Here is a 16367-nt window from a genome sequence, read left to right on the forward strand (position 1 = left end):
TCTTACTGCTCAATCAGCTTCTGGAGCTTTTCCACGTACATCATCCTGATAGCCCCCAACAAATGTCCCCAGTACTTCAACCCGATATCCGGATGAGTCTTCCGGTATTCTTTTACATGGCTGTTCTTCTTCAAGGCGTCCTGGTTCACCTGTTTGTCGTGGGGGTCTTTTCCTGCATCGTAGGTTTCCATGAAAAATTCCAGGGCTTCCGGGTCCACGCACCATTCCTGGGCGAAGCTGTCGATGATGGCCTTTGCTTTGGCCCGCACCCGGTCGTTCATCACATCCACGAAGCTCTGGTTCACAAAGGCTGCCGGGTTGTCCCGGTATTCCTGCCAGATTTCTTCCAGGATCTGGGCTCTGGCCGGATTGGTCTTCCGGAACCGCTCGATTTCTTCGGCGATTTCCTGGAAAATCTTCTGGTTTTTGGCACTGTCCGCAATCATCAGGGCCGATTCATCGGGCCGGGTGGCTTCCATCAGTTTCAGGATGTAATCCTCATCGATCTGGTCCCTGTGCCAGCACCGGAGCTCGTAGTTGATGGCGGTGTTCACTTCTTCGTCCCCGCCATCCCCCGGGTCCTTCTTCAATTCTTCCTTTACATTCCGGAACTTGCCGCTGTACCCTTCGATGATTTCTTCGGCAATCTTGTAATCCCGTTCCAGGTCCCGGTCCTGGAATTCAGAATACACCTGGATATCCCCGTAAGCATCGTCAAAATCCCGAAAGGCCTTCAAAAAGCTGATTTTCTGCTTTTTCGTCAGCCCATCCACCGCTTCCGGGCGGTCTGCAATCTGCCGGAGTTTCCCCAGGGCTTCCCGGAATTTCTTTTCCGCTTCTTCCCAGGTGGGTGCCTGGACAAAGCTGCCGCCCCCGGCGGAATACAGGGTCATGGCCTCATCCACCGCCCGTTTGAAATGGGCCGGCACCTGGAAGGTGACGATCTGCCCGAACCGTTTCTGGCTGTCAAACAGCCGGTTGGTCCGGGAAAAGGCCTGGATGATCCCATAGGACCGCATGGGCTTCCGGTCGATGAACAGGGTGGACAGACAGGGAGCATCGAACCCGGTAAGCAGCCGGTCCACCACGATCACCAGGTCCAGCTGGGCTTCCCGCACCTGGTACTGGGCCTTTTTCCGGGCCAGACGGTCGTTTACATTGGCGTTGTAGGCGTTCAGCTGGTCCAGGCCGAACTGGGTACCGAACATCTCGTTGTAATCCTGCAGGGATTCCTTCATCCGGTCCTGATTCACCGTGCTGTTATCCTCATTTTCCGTAACGGAATAGGTAATGGCCACTTTGGGGAAATCCGCCAGCTTCCGTTTGATGGTGCTGCTCACTTCCAGCCCCGGCACCTTCCCCGCCTTCACATCCTGGAACAGCTTATAATACCGCTGGGCCTGCTGGATGGAACTGGTGGTGAGAATGGCGGTGAAGTTGTTCCCCTTCCCCCGGTCCAGTCCCAACTTGCCGCTGGAACGGTTGATGATGAAATCCACCACCTGGCGCATGTGCCCTTCGTCCTCGTAGGCGGCATCCAGGATTTTCTCCCGGAGCAGGGCCTTTTCCACGCTGAACCCGTCCTGGTCTTCTTCCCAGCCGGTTACATGGTTCTCCCGGGCCAGTTCTTCCATGTCGAAGGTATTGTGGTATTCCACCTGGAACCCCAGCACAGCCCCGTCGTGGAGGGCTTCTTTGATGGTGTACCGGTGGAGGCACTTGCCGTACTGTTCCTGGGTGGTCTTGGGCAGATTCCCGGCGCTGTTCTTGGCATCCTGTTCAAAAATCGGGGTGCCGGTGAACCCGTACCACAGGGGCCGGGTAAAATACTGGTCCAGCTGAGCCTGGGCTGCCGGGGATACCGCCCGGTGACATTCATCCACTACAAACACCAGCCGGAGCTTGTGGAGCTTTTCGTATTTGTCGCACCCTTCCGGGTACCGCTTCATAACAATCTGGAGCTTCTGGATGGTGGTGACGATCACATCCCCGCCTTTGGCCTGGAGCTTCCTGACCAGGTCCCCGGTGTTGTCCGTTTCGTTCACATCGATGGTGTCATACTGGGCATAGGCCTGGAAAGCCCCGGTGGTCTGGTTGTCCAGGTCCTTCCGGTCCACCACGAAGATCACCTTGTCCACACTGGGGATCTGGGTCAGGTAATGGGCCGTTTTGTAGGAAGTGAGGGTCTTGCCGCTCCCGGTGGTGTGCCAGATGAAGCCAGACTGGGTGCCCCCGTCCGTATAGGGATTCACGGCGTTTTTCACCGCTTCGATGGCGTGGATCTGGTAGGGCCGGAGCAGGATGATGGCCTTCCGTTCACTGTCCAACACCGTATACTGGGACACCATCCGATGGGCCGCGGGAATGGACAATACCTCCCGGGCAAAGGACAGATAGTCGGTCTGGGGCTGGTTCTTGTCATCCAGCCACAGGGACAGAAACTGGGGATTCAGACTGCTTTCCGCAGCGGCCGCAATGTACCGGGTATCCGTCCCGTTGGATACCACGAACATCTGGAGGGTGGAAAAAATATCCCGGAACACTCCTTCTTTCAGGTATTTCTTAATCTGGTTGAAGGCCTCCATATAGGGATGGGCCCGGTTCTTCAGTTCGATATGGATCATGGGCAGCCCGTTGATGAGGAGGGTCACGTCTCCCCGGCGGTTCCGGTCCAGAGCCTCCCTCCGGGGGAACTGGATCTGGTGCACCGCTTCGTACACCGAAGAACCCCCGGCAATATCCACCCGTTTGAACACCACCGGGTGGATGGTGCCCAGGCTGGCGTCTTCCCGCTGGATATCCACCCGGGCCACCCCGTTTTCGCCCAGCATCCACTTGGCCCCGTCGTAAAAGGTGGGGAATCGGAGCTGGTTCTGCACCTGGAGGAATTCCCCATCGGTGAGGGGATGGGCGTCAAACAGCTCCTTGTTGTTGTTCACCAAGATCCGCCGGAAATTGTCCCACAGGTCCTGGATGGTGTGAAGGTCCTCCCGGAGTGTCCACTGGGACTGCTGTTCCGTCAGCTGCCGGAGCAGGTGCTGTTCCATGCTTTCTTCCGATTCATAGGAAGTCATACAGGTTCCCCCTTATACAAACAGATTTTGCAGCAGGAATTTTTTTACTGCCTGGAATTGAGCTATTTTTTGCTGGTGGAGTGTGATAATATCATCTATTTTTTCCATTTGCTTAGCAATTTTATTTTGTTCTTTAATCGATGCCGGTACTCTGATAGAAATTTTACTTAATATCGGAAATTTTAAGTTCCAATTATCTGAAGTGATTCCTTGCGAATTGACTTGAAAAATATACAGTATATCTTTTTTCTTAAATAAATAAGATACAAATTTTGAATTGATTCCATTCTTTGGTTTTAAAATTGTATACGCTGGACTTACAATTCCTTCATAGGTTGAAACTCCACTTGCTCCCTGCCACATTCTCATAGAATTATAAGCAATATCACCTATACAGACCTTTTTATATTTCGACTTGTCTTGATTTGAACTGTCATGTCTTTCCAGTTCAGAAAATCGTTTTACACCTTCATTTATTGTAACTGATAACAATTCACCATTGGGCATACCCTCTTTTCGTTCATCAAAACAATCTCCGATTTTCCGTTCTTCCCAATCCCCCGTAAACCCTTTGAACCGGATTTTCGGGACCTTCTCCCCTTTGGCCGGGAATAGGTTCTGGAGGAAATAGGCTTTCAGCTTTTTCAGCTGGTCCAGTTTCTGCTGGTTGAGGGTGAGAAGGTGGTCAGCCTCATTTAAAAAATCACCAACTTTATATTGTTCCTCAAAAGTAGGCACTGATATGGGCATTTTGAAAAAAACACTGTCTTTAATGGCAAATCTATCAGAACGAGCACCAGTATCCCCATTCAAATACATGAATTTATACCAATGGCTGCTCTTAAAAAACCATTCAAGATACGATTCATCAATTTCATGAGGTTTAAAAACAGTGTAGAGAGGAGACATTACACCCGTTCTGCCTAATTTATTGCGATTGATTGGTCCTACAGGTGCAGAAGTCGAGATTCTAGGATTATAGACAAAGTCATTATCTTCTACTACATAATAACCATTTATATTTTCAATGTTGGAAATACTATGGTCAAAATATTCCTTTTGGCTTACAATTCCCTGCTCTGCAGAATTTGTTAACGTCTCCTTGTACCTATGCTCTTTATTTTTCGAGGTAACTTTATCAGCAATTTCTCCCAACTTCCGCTGTTCCCAATCGCCCGTAAACCCCGTAAACCGTACCGCCGGAACCTTTTTCATTTCTTTTTTCATCATCCCATCTCCTTACTGAAACAGGTGAAGCAGGTCCTGAAGGTCTTTAGCCTTCTTGAGATCGGTGGTGGTCAGGTCTCCCATCATGTCCGCCAGTTCTTTTTCGGCTGCCTGGATCTGTGCGTTGGTATCCGCCAGTTCCCTATTCACTTCTCCCAGATCGATTTCCGGTTCCGGTTCGGAGGTATCCACATACCGGGGGATGTTCAGGTTGAAGTCGTTTTCCTGGATTTCTTCAAAGGAGGCCACATGGGCGAATTTGTCCACGTCCTTCCGGTCCACATAGGCCTGGAACAGCTTCTGGATGTTGGCCGGGGTCAGTGTGTTCTTGGCCTTGCCTTTTTCAAATTCCTGGCTGCCGTCGATGAACAGCACATCCCGGCCGGGGCGGTCTTTTTTCAGCACCATGATGATGGTAGGGATGCCGGTGGAATAGAAAATCCCCGCCGGGAGGCCGATTACCGCATAGATATTGCCTTTTTCCAGCAGCTTCTGGCGGATCTTCCCTTCCGCAGCACCCCGGAACAGCACCCCATGGGGCAGGACGATGCCCATGGTACCGGAATCCCGCAGATGGTATAGGCCATGGAGCAAAAAGGCATAGTCGGCCTTGGATTTGGGGGCCAGAACCCCGTAATCGGAAAACCGGGGGTCATTGAGGAACCCCTTGTCCGCACTCCAGTGCTGGGAATAGGGCGGATTCATCATCACCCCGTCAAAAGTCGTCACTTCATCACTGGGCCAGTCCCGGTCCAGGGTATCCGCATTCCGCAGATGCTGGTTGGTGGCGGCAATGCCGTGGATGATCATATTCATCCGGGCCAGGTTATAGGTGGATGTTTTGATTTCCTGGCCGTAATACTCTATGGAATCCACATCCTTGATATAATGGCGTACATTCAGCAGCAGGGAACCGGATCCCATGGCCGGATCGTAGGCACTGAACCCCTTTTTGGCTTCCTGGCCCCAGGTTACAATGTGAGTCAGCAGCTGGGAAACCGATTGGGGGGTATAGAATTCTCCCGCCTTCTGGCCCATATCCGAAGCAAAGGTGCCGATCAGGTATTCATAGGCATCCCCCAGCACGTCCCCGCTGTGGCTGTCCAGGTTCAGGGGCGCCAGGGCCGTCATCACCTGGGCAATCATGTCGTTCCGTTTCTGGGGCGTGGACCCCAGCTTGGTAGAATACAGGTCCACATCGTCGAACAGATGGCCCAGAAGGTCCGAATTGGACTGTTCAATATCCCGGAACGCCTGGTTCAGATTTTCCAGCTGGAACTGCTGCTTCCGGATGGAATCCATCAAAGCAGTAAAGGTAAAGTCCGGCTTGATTTCATAATCCATATTCATGGTTTCCAGCAGGTCATCATGGAATTCTTCATCCTCGTAATATTTCTTGTACACAGCCTGGCGGGCCTCTTCCGTGGTCACTGCCTCTTCTTCCAGTTCTCCGGAATCCACCAGGGCATCGGCTGCCGCTTCCAGGGTTTTATCAGACAGATGCTTGTAAAAAATAAGGCCCAGGGCATAGTTCATGTAGTCCGCTGCCCCCATGGTTTGGCGCATCACGTTGGCAGAATCCCACAGAACCTGTTCCAGGCTTTTTTCTTCGTTGTTCATGGTTGTGAATCTCCTTTGGCCAAAAGTAGAAATTTTTCTGAGATGATTCTATTTTATCATAGAACCATTTCTCTTTCATTTCTCAGTTCTCTGTATTCCTTCTTTTCCTCATCGGTTACGCTATTATTTATTATAGCATAGACACAGTTCGAATTTTAGGACACTTAAAATTCTATACTTGTTTCAGAAGCCAGATTTCTCTCTAAACTTTAGATATTTCTGCATTATCGTTGAAATATTTTTTATGATGCATTAATTTCAAAAATACGATAGAATAAAATCATCAATGTATTTATTCACCTAAATTATTCCCGAGGAAGGATTAAATTATCTATAGGTTGTCATTTGTTATTTGCAATCTCAGATGGAGTCATTTTCTTAGAGATATCCTTCAGGAGGCATTTTAAATGGTTGATTATTACGAGATTTTAGAGGTACATCCAAAAGCCTCTCCAGAAATTATAAAAAAAGCTTATTTCATTTTAGCCAAAAAATATCATCCTGATGTATATCCGGATAAGGAGTTTGCCGTCAAAAAGATGGCACTTTTAAATGAAGCCTATAGTGTACTGAGCGACCCAGAAAAAAGAAGAACTTATGATTCTCGAAGAAATGGTACTTCCAGGGAATCGGCCCAAAATAATCAGAGTCGAAACACATCTTCTTCAGCAAGAAATTCATCCCAAAACACAACCGAAAGACAGAGGCAACAATATCAAGATAACAGTACATCCGATGACCTATCACCATTGCAAATTTGTATTCTCCGTGCCTTACATTTAGCCAAAGAAAATGGTGAAAAAATATACAATCCAGAGGATCCATTAACATTAAGGCGAGTAAACGGGATTGGCTTTACCTTAATTGGAAAAAAAAGAAGAAGATAAATATAGCGGGAGCTATATTAAATCATACTGGTTTACCATTCTATGGATTCCTGTTTTTCCTATAAAAGAATATCGTGTTTTGAGTCCTTCCATGGATTCATACATTATCATAAGTTCTAGGCGATCTTCTGGATTTAAATTATTGCAAGCTGTTGCATTTGCTATATGGGGCTTAATAATTTTTGCAGGCGTAAGTTCATCGAATTCTACAAGTAAAAAATCTCAACCGCCAAAAGCTCCATATAAAGCAGTAAATAAAGCCCCTGCTAAAGCAGCTCCAGTAAAACCCTCTTCTAAATTGACCCCCAAAAAAGGTGTAGTTACAGGATATGTCAAAGGAGAGCCCATTAAAAATAATAAAGGGTATAGCACAATCGAAGTCGACAATTCCCAGAACAGTGCACCAGTTTATGTGAGGATTTGGTCCTTAGATGGCTCCCCTAGACCTGTACGGTGTTTTACCATTAGAGAGGGTGAAAAATTCACAGCAAAAAATATAACTCCTGGAAATTATGATGTCCGTTTTAAATATCTTTATGAAGAACAAGATGCTAAGGCTGGGTCAAAATCACAACCAGTAAAAATAGAAGAAAAACCCAGTCCCTTTGGAGATGGAATTCAATATACGAGCTATAGTTTGACACTGTTTACGGTAAGGAATGGAAACACACGCATGGACGAAATTTCTATAGATGAAATTTAGTTCTAGCAAGTACCGTTTTGTTGAAAAGAAGCAGGTTAAAATGAAAAAAATAATTAATGTTTTTCTACTTATTGCAATGTTTTCTTGCTTTCTAACACCTTGTTTTGCAGAGTTTCAACCAAATCCTAAGCGATGGACATGGATTGCATCAAATTCTACTAGAAGTATATGGTTTGATAGACAATCAATCTATGCAAGAAAAGAAGATGGCTATAAAAAGGTCAATTTATGGTTGTTGTTTTATAGAAATTCTCCAAAAGAAGAGATAATGGAATGTGACTGGACTGTAGATCTTATAAATAGAAAGCTCTCGATGAATAATGTATATGTTTATGATATGAATTGGAATCTCATAGATCAAATAGAAGATGATGAAAATAATCGAATTTGGAAACCAGTTGTTCCTGAAACCGCTTCAGAAAAGATATACAAAATTGCTAAATACTTCTATCTCAAAAATTATTCAAAAAAAGCAAAGTCAACTTAAATGACAAAACTATAACTATAATAAATATTACAAAATATTTGGTATATAATAAAAAGCCATTATATTAATTTAATTTTATTCACATAGGGAGGTTGGAAAAAATGAAAAAATTCTTTTTCATACTTGTTGCACTTTTTACCTTTGCGTTTTCATCATCAGTCTCTGCAGCGGATGACGACTGGATTTACGCTGGGCGATTTGGTCTGTTATGGACCCCACCAGTTGCACATAATGTAGATATGTATTTAATCAATCATCTAACAACCTTTCGCGGAATTACGTCTATGAGGGATTCTGAAAGTCAGTTACCATATGATGTCTATTATAAACATGACCATTCAACAGATACTGGTGATAACCACCATGAGTATAACAACCACAGTTTTCAGTTCCAAGTTAAAATTGTCCCATTAAATGTCCACGGAACAACGATGGGGTCAGGCACTTATGCAGGTACAATTATATGTAGCTATAAAATTGCAGCCAAAGGTGCCTTCGGTGTCGTAATGAAAAGCTTCAAGATTTTTGATACTAACACCGATCAACAACTTTTTAATGCAGAAGGAAATTTTGGATCAGAGATAATGTACAAAGACTCTGCAGCTGAAGCAATTCTAAAAGACAGTGCACCACATCCCGTTTCCCAAAGTACGGCAAATCAATTAAATGGTACAGGATATTATAAATATAGATAAAAATAGAGCCATGGTAGGATTTCCCCCACCATGGCCCTCTTCATTTCCGCACCAAAGCCGCCAGCAGCACTGTCCCTATCCCGTAAGCCAGGTTCCGCTGGGCTTTCAGCCTTTTCTGTGTTCTATTGTTTTCTTTCTCGTACGCGGCTAAGGATTCGTTGGCAATCCGCAAGGATTCTTCCTGCCTGATCGAGGTCCTCTCCAGTTCTTTCAACTGACTCCCGAGCAGACTGGACTGTTCCCTGGCTTTCTGCAATTCGTTCTGCGCTGCGGTCAATTGCGTTTCCAATTCCTCCATGCGTTTCTTCTGCTGACTGGATTCCTTCTGTAATCTGCTGTTGATGGTCTGCAGCTCGCTGATATGGCTTTCCAACTGGGTCAGTTCCTCTTCTGTTATGGAATACGTAGAGGCCCAGGAGACCTGCGGAAAGGACAACAACAAGCACAGCAATAAGCACCAGGCGCTTTTTCTCAATGATCCCCACCCTCTTTCTTCAGATGACCAGGGTAAAGAGAAGCACCCCGGTCAGGATGCCCAACAGATAGCCCAGAAGAAATTCATCGCTGATCCGCCACATGTCCATGGTCCTCATCCTTTCTGGGCCACATAATCCGTCACCCCGCGGGCAATGGCACGGGCAAATTCGTTCTTCCGGTTCATCAGGAGCTGTACATCTTCCTCATTGGTGATGAACGCCGTTTCCACCAGGACCGCCGGCATATCCGTCTCCCGGAGCACCGCCAGCCCCGGCCGTTCCTTTACGCCCCGGTCCACGGTCCCCAGGCTCTGGACAATCTGGTTCTGGATGCATTCCGCCAGACCGCAGACTTCTGCACTGTCACTGCTGTACACCAGAGTTTCCGTCCCCTGGGCTTCTTCTGCAGCTGCCGCATTGCAGTGGATGGACAGGAACAGGTCCGCCTGCCACCCGTTGGCACTGGCACAAATGTTGGTATAATTGGGAGACTCCCCGCAGAGATTGTCGGACTGGACCAGCAGGCAGTCATAACCCACCCGGTTCAGGTACTGCTGGACTCCTGCCCCGATTTTCTTCACGATACCGGCTTCCGTGACGCCGTATTTGTCATTGACAGCCCCGCTGTCCACACCGGGCATATGCCCTGGATTGATAAAAATCTTCATTTCTTCTCCTCCTTTTCAAAGTGGTCCGGGATGCCGTTCCCGTCAAGATCCACAAAGCAGCCTGCAATGAAGGTGACAAACCCCACCATGGCAGGCCCGACCAGTTCCCGCACCATGGCCAGAAGGTCCGGCAGCTGGATTTTCCCCGTCACCGCCAGATACAGCCAGAAGCCATAGTAGGAAAGCACAAAAAGAAAGACCGTCACAAGATACCCTATGACGATCCATTTGATGGGCTGCTGGAATTGGTTCAGGCGTGCTTTCACCGCATCCAGGCCTTTAGTCAGTATCCCTTTTACTTTTTCAAACATGGCGGATTCCCCAGATTACTGTGATCGTGGATGCGGTCCACTTCTCCCTTCAGGTCCTTGTACCGGTGCCACAGGTTGTCGATATTGGTCTCGATGCCCGCCTGGGCCACCCGCATTTCATTGATGAGCCCCGTCAAATCTTCCAGAGCTTTGGTGTTGTTGTCGATGCTTTTGTGGAGCGCCTGGTTCTCGATTTTTTGTGGCCGCAGGATCAGCCAGCACCCGAAGACTGCCAGGGCACTGATTACCGCGTTCACAAAAGTGTAGCTAATGAAGTTCATGGTCTTCCCTCCTTTCTGTTATCTTCGATCTCCCGAAACATGGAGAGCCCGGCCTTTGTACCGTCCCTTTTCGGTGCCGCAGTACACGTCTTCCGTAGGACTCCAGGCAAAGGAGAACCAGTTCTCCCCTTGGGTCAGCTCCTGGGTCTGGCCGGCGTGGCTCACATAAACCGGCTCCTTCCAGAAGGCAGATCGTTCAAACACCAGGCTTCCCTCGATCCGACCATAATGGATCCGGGCCTTCACATGATGCACACTCCAGCTAAAGGCCCGGTCCAGTTTGTGGAGGTCGGCCATGGCTACATGAGGAAAACGGGAGAAGTCATGAGTGCGGCTTCGGAGTTCCGGCTGGCCCTTGGGCAGGAACACCTTCATAAAGGTATCCTTCCCGTACTTGTCAATCTGCACAAAGGAGCACAGACTCAGAGTCCGCAGCAGCTCCTGGGGCCCCAGATCCATCACCTGGAGAATCTCCCGGAAGTTGAACAGGGGATACACGGACCCTGTGATGGGGTTCTTCAGGATCACCGTGGAGGACCCGCTCCGAAGGGCATCCAGGTTGATGGCCACTCGTTTGTTGCTGCAGGAGAAGCTCAGTCGCCTTTCTTCCAGATCCAGGGAAATGGTATCCGTTGTCTGCACCGCCTCCAGGAAGATAAAGAGATGGTTCATAGCCGGTTCACTTCCTTCTGGAACCAGGTGTAGAGGGCCTTGTAGAACCGGCACTCCTGAGCATGCACCTGGCTGACGATACAGGCCCCGCCGCACATGCCGTAAACAGAGCACTGGCGGCATTCGGGACTCAAGGCATCCAGGAGATCCTGCTGTTCCTTCAACCAGTTATCGGAAAGCCCCTGGCGGCGGATATAAAGACACGGATACTGCCGTCCTTTGGTATCCACCTTCCGGATGGTCCGGTTGCTGCAGTAGGTTTCTCCGTAAATGTACTGAACCTCCCTGCGCCGTTCCAGGGTCTGGTAAAGTCCTTCATACCGCAGATCTTTTATCCCGAAGCGTTTCAGCCGGGACAGATACAACCCCACATACTTCTTGTACTGTTCCAGGATGGAATCATAGTCCTCCCGGGTCAGAGCATACTTCCGGTTGGTCTCGTTGGTTACATGCATGAGATGCGGGAAGAAGGACAGGTTCCGTCCGATGACTTTCTCCTTCTCCCGGAACTTTGCCATAATGGCTCCCAGGTCCGTATTCCCATGGTACAGGGTGGTGGAAACCGCCAGGTCCGGGTAATCCCAGAGAGCAGTGAAAGGATCATACCCCCGCAAGTCCTTTTCCGCCCCGTCATAGCTGATGCAAATCTGGAAACGGTGCTCCCGGAAGTACTCCAGGTGCTTTTCGATGCCGATGCCGTTGGTGCTCACCGCAAATTTCGCTTTAGGCACCGCAGCCACCACTTTCCGGATCTCCTTCATGTAAAGGAGAGGCTCCCCGCCCATGAACTTGATGGAAGAAGGCGGATTGCACTTCAGTTCTTCCAGAAAGCTCTCCGCGATTTCTCCTTCCCCGTCCGATGCCTCCCGGTGACAGTAGGCACAATGCAGGTTGCACTGGCTCCCTAGATAAAGGGTGATTTGATACTTTGTAGACAAATCCATACCATTTTTCTGCATATCAATCCTGCTTTCCCACAAATACCAGATAGTCGTTCCACACTTCGTACCACTTTCTCCCCAGCTTAATCTTCACCGGGCCTTCGTACCCAAAGGGATACAGGCGGAAACTGCCCGTTCCCTTTACAAGCCTTACCCGTCTGTTGTTCACAAGGCCCGCAGAAGATTCCACAAAGACTTCCTCGTCATCCATATCTCTTGTGAGCTTTTCCCTGGTGGAGAAGTCCCCCTTGTACTTCTGGATGGTAAAGTCGATGTAGTCCCTGCTCCCTTCCGGGACGAAGGGTTCTTCCGGATCCCCGTCGATGAGGTACCCTTTCCGGTTGGCCATCAGCTCCCGTCCGTTGGCAGAAAGACTGTAGCTGTCCCACAAGGTCATCCGGGGATGGTCCCCCAGAATCAGGTCGCTGGTGTGAAAGGGCAGCAGTTCGTATTCCTGGTCCGAGTCAATGGTCAGGTTTTCCTTCTGCCCGTTGAACATCCGCACTATAATATCCCGCTGGCCTTCCGCCATGATGCCCGTATCGATATCGAGGATGGTGGTATTTCCATAAAGCTGGGTCAGAACGGCAAAGTCCAGTTTGATGGATACCCCCAGCCGGTTAAGGTCAAGGAACCGGTAGTCCGAGGCCATGGGACGGCGGAACAGTTTCACGGTCCCGTTTCCTTCTGTAAGAACGTAGGAACTGTAAGGATGCATGGTCTCGATCACATCCGCTCCCTTCCGGCTTTCGCTATTGCTGGTGCATTCCGCCTTGCAGTAATCGCCCCGGAGAGTCAGGTGTATCAGGTAGTCAGCATTGGATTCCTCGTTGTAATAGATCTTCAGCATACCCCTTCCTCCTTGTCTGCTACATCGTACCCATTGACCAGGACATCCTTGCCACCCTCGATGGTCAGGCGATAGCCGGTGACTTCTTCCTTTTTGATTTTCATCACATCCTCCTGCATCTTTCTCCCTTCAAAGAGCATCTGGATTCGTCCATTCATAGCCTTCCGCACGCCTTTGAGGGAGATGGCGCTTCGCAACCCAGTAAGGGTGAAAAGAAGGCTGTTCCCCGCCAGGACCAGGTCTTTGTTCCGTTCAAAATGGAGTGTCTGATGGAGCTGGACCTGTTCTACCATCAGCAGGTTCCTTGCCCGATGGCCCCGGTCCACCACCAGCATTCCCGGTTTTAGATTCTCTACCGGCACAGGCCCTTCCGCCGTACTTACGTTTCCTTTTGCAATGATCATAAGTTGTTCCTCCTTTAGCTGTCATCCGAGCAATTGCAGTTGCAGTCGCAATTGCAGTTCTGGGTCATGTAATACTGGCATTTCTGGCACCCCTGGCAGGTTTGGCACCCTTGACAGGTCTGGCATTTTTGGCATCCCTGGCATGTCTGGCAAGACTGGCACCCCTGACAAGTCTGGCAGCAGTTGGCCTGGCAACAGTTTCCCGAAAAGGCCTCCTCTAGTTTGTTCACCGCTGTTTCCAGGGCTGCCACGTTGATTTTCTTCACCTTGTCATAGTTCATCGAGGAAAGGTCGATGGAAATCTTCGTCTTTGTGGCAAGGTTTTCCAGTCCCGACTGGATGTCCGTCAGGTCCTTCTTCCATACAATCTCGTTCTGACTTGCCATTATGGCCCTCCTCCCGAATCATCCGAACAGTTACAGTTGCCACCAGAGCAGTTGCAGTCACATTGCCCTCTCGTCTGGCAGGTGCAGTTTCTCGAGCTGCACTGGCTGATGCTCTGGCAGGTTTGGCAGGAACTGGACTGACATTTCTGGCTCTGACATCCCTGGCAGGTCTGGCATTTCTGGCACGACTGGCAGAAGGTGCAGTTTCCGCAGTTGTCCACATTGGCCCCGTAGGCATTGAGCTGTTCCAGGGCCGTCTGGAGTTCCGTCACATGGATGGCCTTCACCTTCAGCTCACTGGTATCTGTGAGGGCTGTCGTGTCCGTGAAGGTGGTTTTATTGATGGTTCCGTTCTTTGCCATGGTTCTTCTCCAATAGCTTCTGCCCGTACTGCTGAATGGCCATGAGGACCGGGGTAAAGACGGCCCGTTTGAACTTGCAGTAAGATTCCTTCCGGGCCTTGTCCCCCACCAGCTTGCAGCCTCCCTGGCAAAAGGCGAGGGCCGTGCAGGATAAGCACTCTTTTCTGTGTTCACGAGTATGATCTCCCGCAAGGATCCGCTGCAAATACGAAAAGTAACAATCACGGATGGTGCCAACCTTCCGTGATGTATTATGGCAAGGGTAGAGATTTCCCTGGAGATCCAGATTCAACACCGTGAGACCATTCCCGCAGGCAGCAGTATACCGATTCCACTTTCCTTTTCCTGTCAGGTAGAATTCCTTCAAAGCATGGAATAACTGGAGGATGTAAGCTTCTTCTGTGTACCTTTCTACAGGAACCCTTTTCCCGAAGCCATCCAGGAACCGGAGGGTCATTTCCTTCATCTCCCGCGTTACCCGTCCGTAGTCGATAGCCAGCAGGTCCTTCTTAGGAAGGCCGGTATCCATGATTTCATCCAGGTTCACCGCAATTTGGTAGCCATGGATGGCGCTGTACTCTTCCGAAATCTGCTGGAAAGCCTGGAGGACTTCCCTGGGATAGGCTTTGGCGGAAAGAACCGCAGAAAGACAGAGATGTTCCAGGGCCAGGATCCGTTCCCGGATTTCCGGCACGGAAAACACATCATACCCTCTCGTTTCCTTCACATGAGGCCCATCCCAGGAAACACAGACCGTGAAATTCCGGGCATTAAAAAAACGGACCATTTCGTCCGTCAGTGCCCGTCCATTGGTGATGATTCCAAAGGTCATAGGGAGTTTTCTTTTTTCGATTTCCTTGGTTACTTCCTGGATGGTGCCAAAGTACAACAGAGGCTCCCCGCCGTAGAACTGCAGGTGGAGAGGCCGGGCATTCTCCCGAGAAATCTCTTCCAGGAAGTCGTAGATTTCGGGGTTCACGTCTTTCGTCAATGGCTTATGCACCAGGGGATGCTGCAGGCAGTAGGCACAATTCATATTGCAGGAATTCCCCAGCATGAGGAATACGGTATTGATATTTCGTCTGAGGTATTTCATCTTCCACTCCTTACCATGATCTTCACCAGCCGCACGTTTTCTGCGGTATCGTCCTTCACGATCTGTCCCACCGCCTGGGTAAGATTTTCTCCCGGAAGGGCCATCCGGCCTACCCCAGGCATTTCGGAAGGGATCACCCAGCCGCCCTTCTTGGCCTTCCCGTACATGCGGACGGGCACACGGCCGGCCAGGGCTACCGGGATATAAGTGGGCAGATTGGTTTTCAGAATATCATCTCCTGGAGAAAGGGTCCGGCCGCCAATGATGGAAGCAAAATCTTCTGTATGGACCCCCACCACACACTGACTGCTGGAGGTTGCCCGGCCATACTGCTCTTTCCCAGTGGTTTCATCCAGGGCAATGATATCGCCCCGTTGGGTGTCGCCACCCCGAGGAAAGAATTCTGCGTAGTCGTTATACACCGCGTTGTAGACTTTCGCAGCCGTCAGCGTACCGGTCAAGGTCACATTCCCCGTTTCATCCGTTGCCACAAACCGGCTGTCGTTGGTGAGCTGGCTGGTTTTATCCGGAATGGTAGGCCGTTCCAGCAAATCCTTGTACCTTCCACTTTTGGCCACGGCTGCAAGAGTTGCCGTTTCTCCAGTCAGTTCCGCCTTGGTGGCATAGGTCTCTGCAATGTTGTTTCCCTTCCCATCGGCCAAAGCCGCCTGGGCCATTGCGGTAGCGTCCAACTTTTTCCCAATGGCCGCCATGATGCTGGTGGCGAAGTTCGGGTCATTTCCCAGGGCGTCCGCCAGCTCCTTCAGGGTATCCAGAGAAGCATCCGAGCCATTGACCAGTTCGGCAATTTTCTGCTTCACATAGGCCACATTGACAATCTGGGTACTTTGGGCATTATTGTCAGGAGTCGGTGCCACAGGCGTTCCCGTAAGGACCGGGCTGTCCACATCTGCTTTCACTTTCAGGTCAATCTGCATCTGGGCCAGCTTCTCCCCAGCACTTTCGGCACTTTGCCGTGCCAGGGTAGCCTGGGTGGTGGCTCCTTCCTGAGACATCTTGGCTGCAGCCGCACTGCTGGCAGAAGCTTTGGCACTGGTATCCGCTGCCTTGGCATTGGTGGATGCTTCGGCCGCTTTTTGGGAAGAAATCGTTGCCCAGCTCTTGGCAGACTTGGCCCCGGAAACTCCATCCGGTGCTGCATCACTTTCGGCCCAGGCCCGGGCTGTTTCAGACCAGGTTTTGGAGGACCTTGCTCCGGAAACCCCG

19 protein-coding genes are annotated in these 16367 nt (G+C 49.9%); 4 read left to right on the forward strand and 15 right to left on the reverse strand.

All coding sequences use genetic code 11. From position 1 onward, the window contains the following. Nucleotides 1-2: 2 nt before the first annotated feature. From LKE33_13080 to LKE33_13090, 3 genes are read right to left on the reverse strand one after another with little or no spacing between them, the layout of a single operon-like run. Nucleotides 3-3074 carry a type I restriction endonuclease subunit R gene (locus tag LKE33_13080; protein MCH3951847.1) on the reverse strand — a complete coding sequence of 1024 codons (3072 nt, stop codon included), beginning with the start codon at nucleotides 3072-3074 and terminating at the stop codon, nucleotides 3-5. 12 nt (nucleotides 3075-3086) lie between these two features. Continuing rightward, on the reverse strand, nucleotides 3087-4301 hold the full coding sequence (locus LKE33_13085) for a restriction endonuclease subunit S (GenBank protein MCH3951848.1): 1215 nt from the start codon (nucleotides 4299-4301) through the stop codon (nucleotides 3087-3089). 12 nt (nucleotides 4302-4313) lie between these two features. Further along, nucleotides 4314-5921: a type I restriction-modification system subunit M gene (locus LKE33_13090; GenBank protein ID MCH3951849.1), complete on the reverse strand. Its 1608-nt coding sequence runs from the start codon at nucleotides 5919-5921 to the stop codon at nucleotides 4314-4316. A gap of 407 nt (nucleotides 5922-6328) precedes the next feature. On the opposite strand from LKE33_13090, the gene LKE33_13095 reads away from it, so the two are divergent. The 4 genes from LKE33_13095 (at nucleotide 6329) to LKE33_13110 (ending at nucleotide 8693) form a co-directional block, all read left to right on the forward strand. Beyond that, entirely contained in the window at nucleotides 6329-6808 is a 480-nt protein-coding gene (locus tag LKE33_13095; GenBank protein MCH3951850.1) for a J domain-containing protein, read from the forward strand. After that, the gene (locus LKE33_13100; GenBank protein ID MCH3951851.1) at nucleotides 6786-7511 is read left to right on the forward strand and encodes a hypothetical protein; all 726 of its coding nucleotides are present in this window, start codon (nucleotides 6786-6788) and stop codon (nucleotides 7509-7511) included. Before LKE33_13095 ends, LKE33_13100 begins: the two co-directional genes overlap by 23 nt. 40 nt (nucleotides 7512-7551) lie before the next feature. Further along, on the forward strand, nucleotides 7552-7998 hold the full coding sequence (locus LKE33_13105) for a hypothetical protein (protein MCH3951852.1): 447 nt from the start codon (nucleotides 7552-7554) through the stop codon (nucleotides 7996-7998). A 101-nt stretch (nucleotides 7999-8099) separates the two neighbouring features. Then, nucleotides 8100-8693 (forward strand): hypothetical protein, encoded by a 594-nt coding sequence (locus LKE33_13110; protein ID MCH3951853.1) that lies wholly within the window; start codon nucleotides 8100-8102, stop codon nucleotides 8691-8693. Between the two features lie 40 nt (nucleotides 8694-8733). Here the strand turns inward: LKE33_13110 and LKE33_13115 are convergent, their stop codons facing one another. From LKE33_13115 to LKE33_13170, 12 genes are all read right to left on the reverse strand, one after another. Further along, nucleotides 8734-9168: a peptidase M24 gene (locus LKE33_13115; GenBank protein ID MCH3951854.1), complete on the reverse strand. Its 435-nt coding sequence runs from the start codon at nucleotides 9166-9168 to the stop codon at nucleotides 8734-8736. A 114-nt stretch (nucleotides 9169-9282) separates the two neighbouring features. Beyond that, nucleotides 9283-9837 (reverse strand): N-acetylmuramoyl-L-alanine amidase, encoded by a 555-nt coding sequence (locus LKE33_13120; GenBank protein MCH3951855.1) that lies wholly within the window; start codon nucleotides 9835-9837, stop codon nucleotides 9283-9285. Continuing rightward, nucleotides 9834-10148, reverse strand: coding sequence for a hypothetical protein (locus LKE33_13125; GenBank protein MCH3951856.1), 315 nt, complete (start codon nucleotides 10146-10148; stop codon nucleotides 9834-9836). The genes LKE33_13120 and LKE33_13125 overlap by 4 nt, the downstream gene beginning before the upstream one ends. After that, on the reverse strand, nucleotides 10133-10429 hold the full coding sequence (locus LKE33_13130) for a hypothetical protein (GenBank protein MCH3951857.1): 297 nt from the start codon (nucleotides 10427-10429) through the stop codon (nucleotides 10133-10135). Before LKE33_13130 ends, LKE33_13125 begins: the two co-directional genes overlap by 16 nt. Before the next feature lie 18 nt (nucleotides 10430-10447). Then, nucleotides 10448-11101, reverse strand: coding sequence for a hypothetical protein (locus LKE33_13135; GenBank protein ID MCH3951858.1), 654 nt, complete (start codon nucleotides 11099-11101; stop codon nucleotides 10448-10450). Further along, the gene (locus LKE33_13140; protein MCH3951859.1) at nucleotides 11098-12060 is read right to left on the reverse strand and encodes a radical SAM protein; all 963 of its coding nucleotides are present in this window, start codon (nucleotides 12058-12060) and stop codon (nucleotides 11098-11100) included. The genes LKE33_13135 and LKE33_13140 overlap by 4 nt, the downstream gene beginning before the upstream one ends. A 1-nt stretch (nucleotide 12061) precedes the next feature. Continuing rightward, nucleotides 12062-12892: a hypothetical protein gene (locus LKE33_13145; GenBank protein ID MCH3951860.1), complete on the reverse strand. Its 831-nt coding sequence runs from the start codon at nucleotides 12890-12892 to the stop codon at nucleotides 12062-12064. Then, nucleotides 12886-13296, reverse strand: a complete 411-nt coding sequence (locus LKE33_13150; GenBank protein MCH3951861.1) for a Hint domain-containing protein — start codon at nucleotides 13294-13296, stop codon at nucleotides 12886-12888. The genes LKE33_13145 and LKE33_13150 overlap by 7 nt, the downstream gene beginning before the upstream one ends. Nucleotides 13297-13310: 14 nt before the next feature. Beyond that, the gene (locus LKE33_13155) at nucleotides 13311-13682 is read right to left on the reverse strand and encodes a hypothetical protein (GenBank protein MCH3951862.1); all 372 of its coding nucleotides are present in this window, start codon (nucleotides 13680-13682) and stop codon (nucleotides 13311-13313) included. Beyond that, the gene (locus LKE33_13160; protein MCH3951863.1) at nucleotides 13682-14044 is read right to left on the reverse strand and encodes a hypothetical protein; all 363 of its coding nucleotides are present in this window, start codon (nucleotides 14042-14044) and stop codon (nucleotides 13682-13684) included. Before LKE33_13160 ends, LKE33_13155 begins: the two co-directional genes overlap by 1 nt. After that, complete coding sequence (locus LKE33_13165) at nucleotides 14019-15140, reverse strand: SPASM domain-containing protein (protein ID MCH3951864.1); 1122 nt, start codon at nucleotides 15138-15140, stop codon at nucleotides 14019-14021. The genes LKE33_13160 and LKE33_13165 overlap by 26 nt, the downstream gene beginning before the upstream one ends. After that, nucleotides 15137-16367, reverse strand: a 1231-nt coding sequence (locus tag LKE33_13170; GenBank protein ID MCH3951865.1) for a hypothetical protein, incomplete at its 5' end; no start/stop codon positions are given. The genes LKE33_13165 and LKE33_13170, both read right to left, overlap by 4 nt.

It is taken from the genome of Acidaminococcus sp. (assembly GCA_022482815.1).
Taxonomy (GTDB): domain Bacteria; phylum Bacillota; class Negativicutes; order Acidaminococcales; family Acidaminococcaceae; genus Acidaminococcus.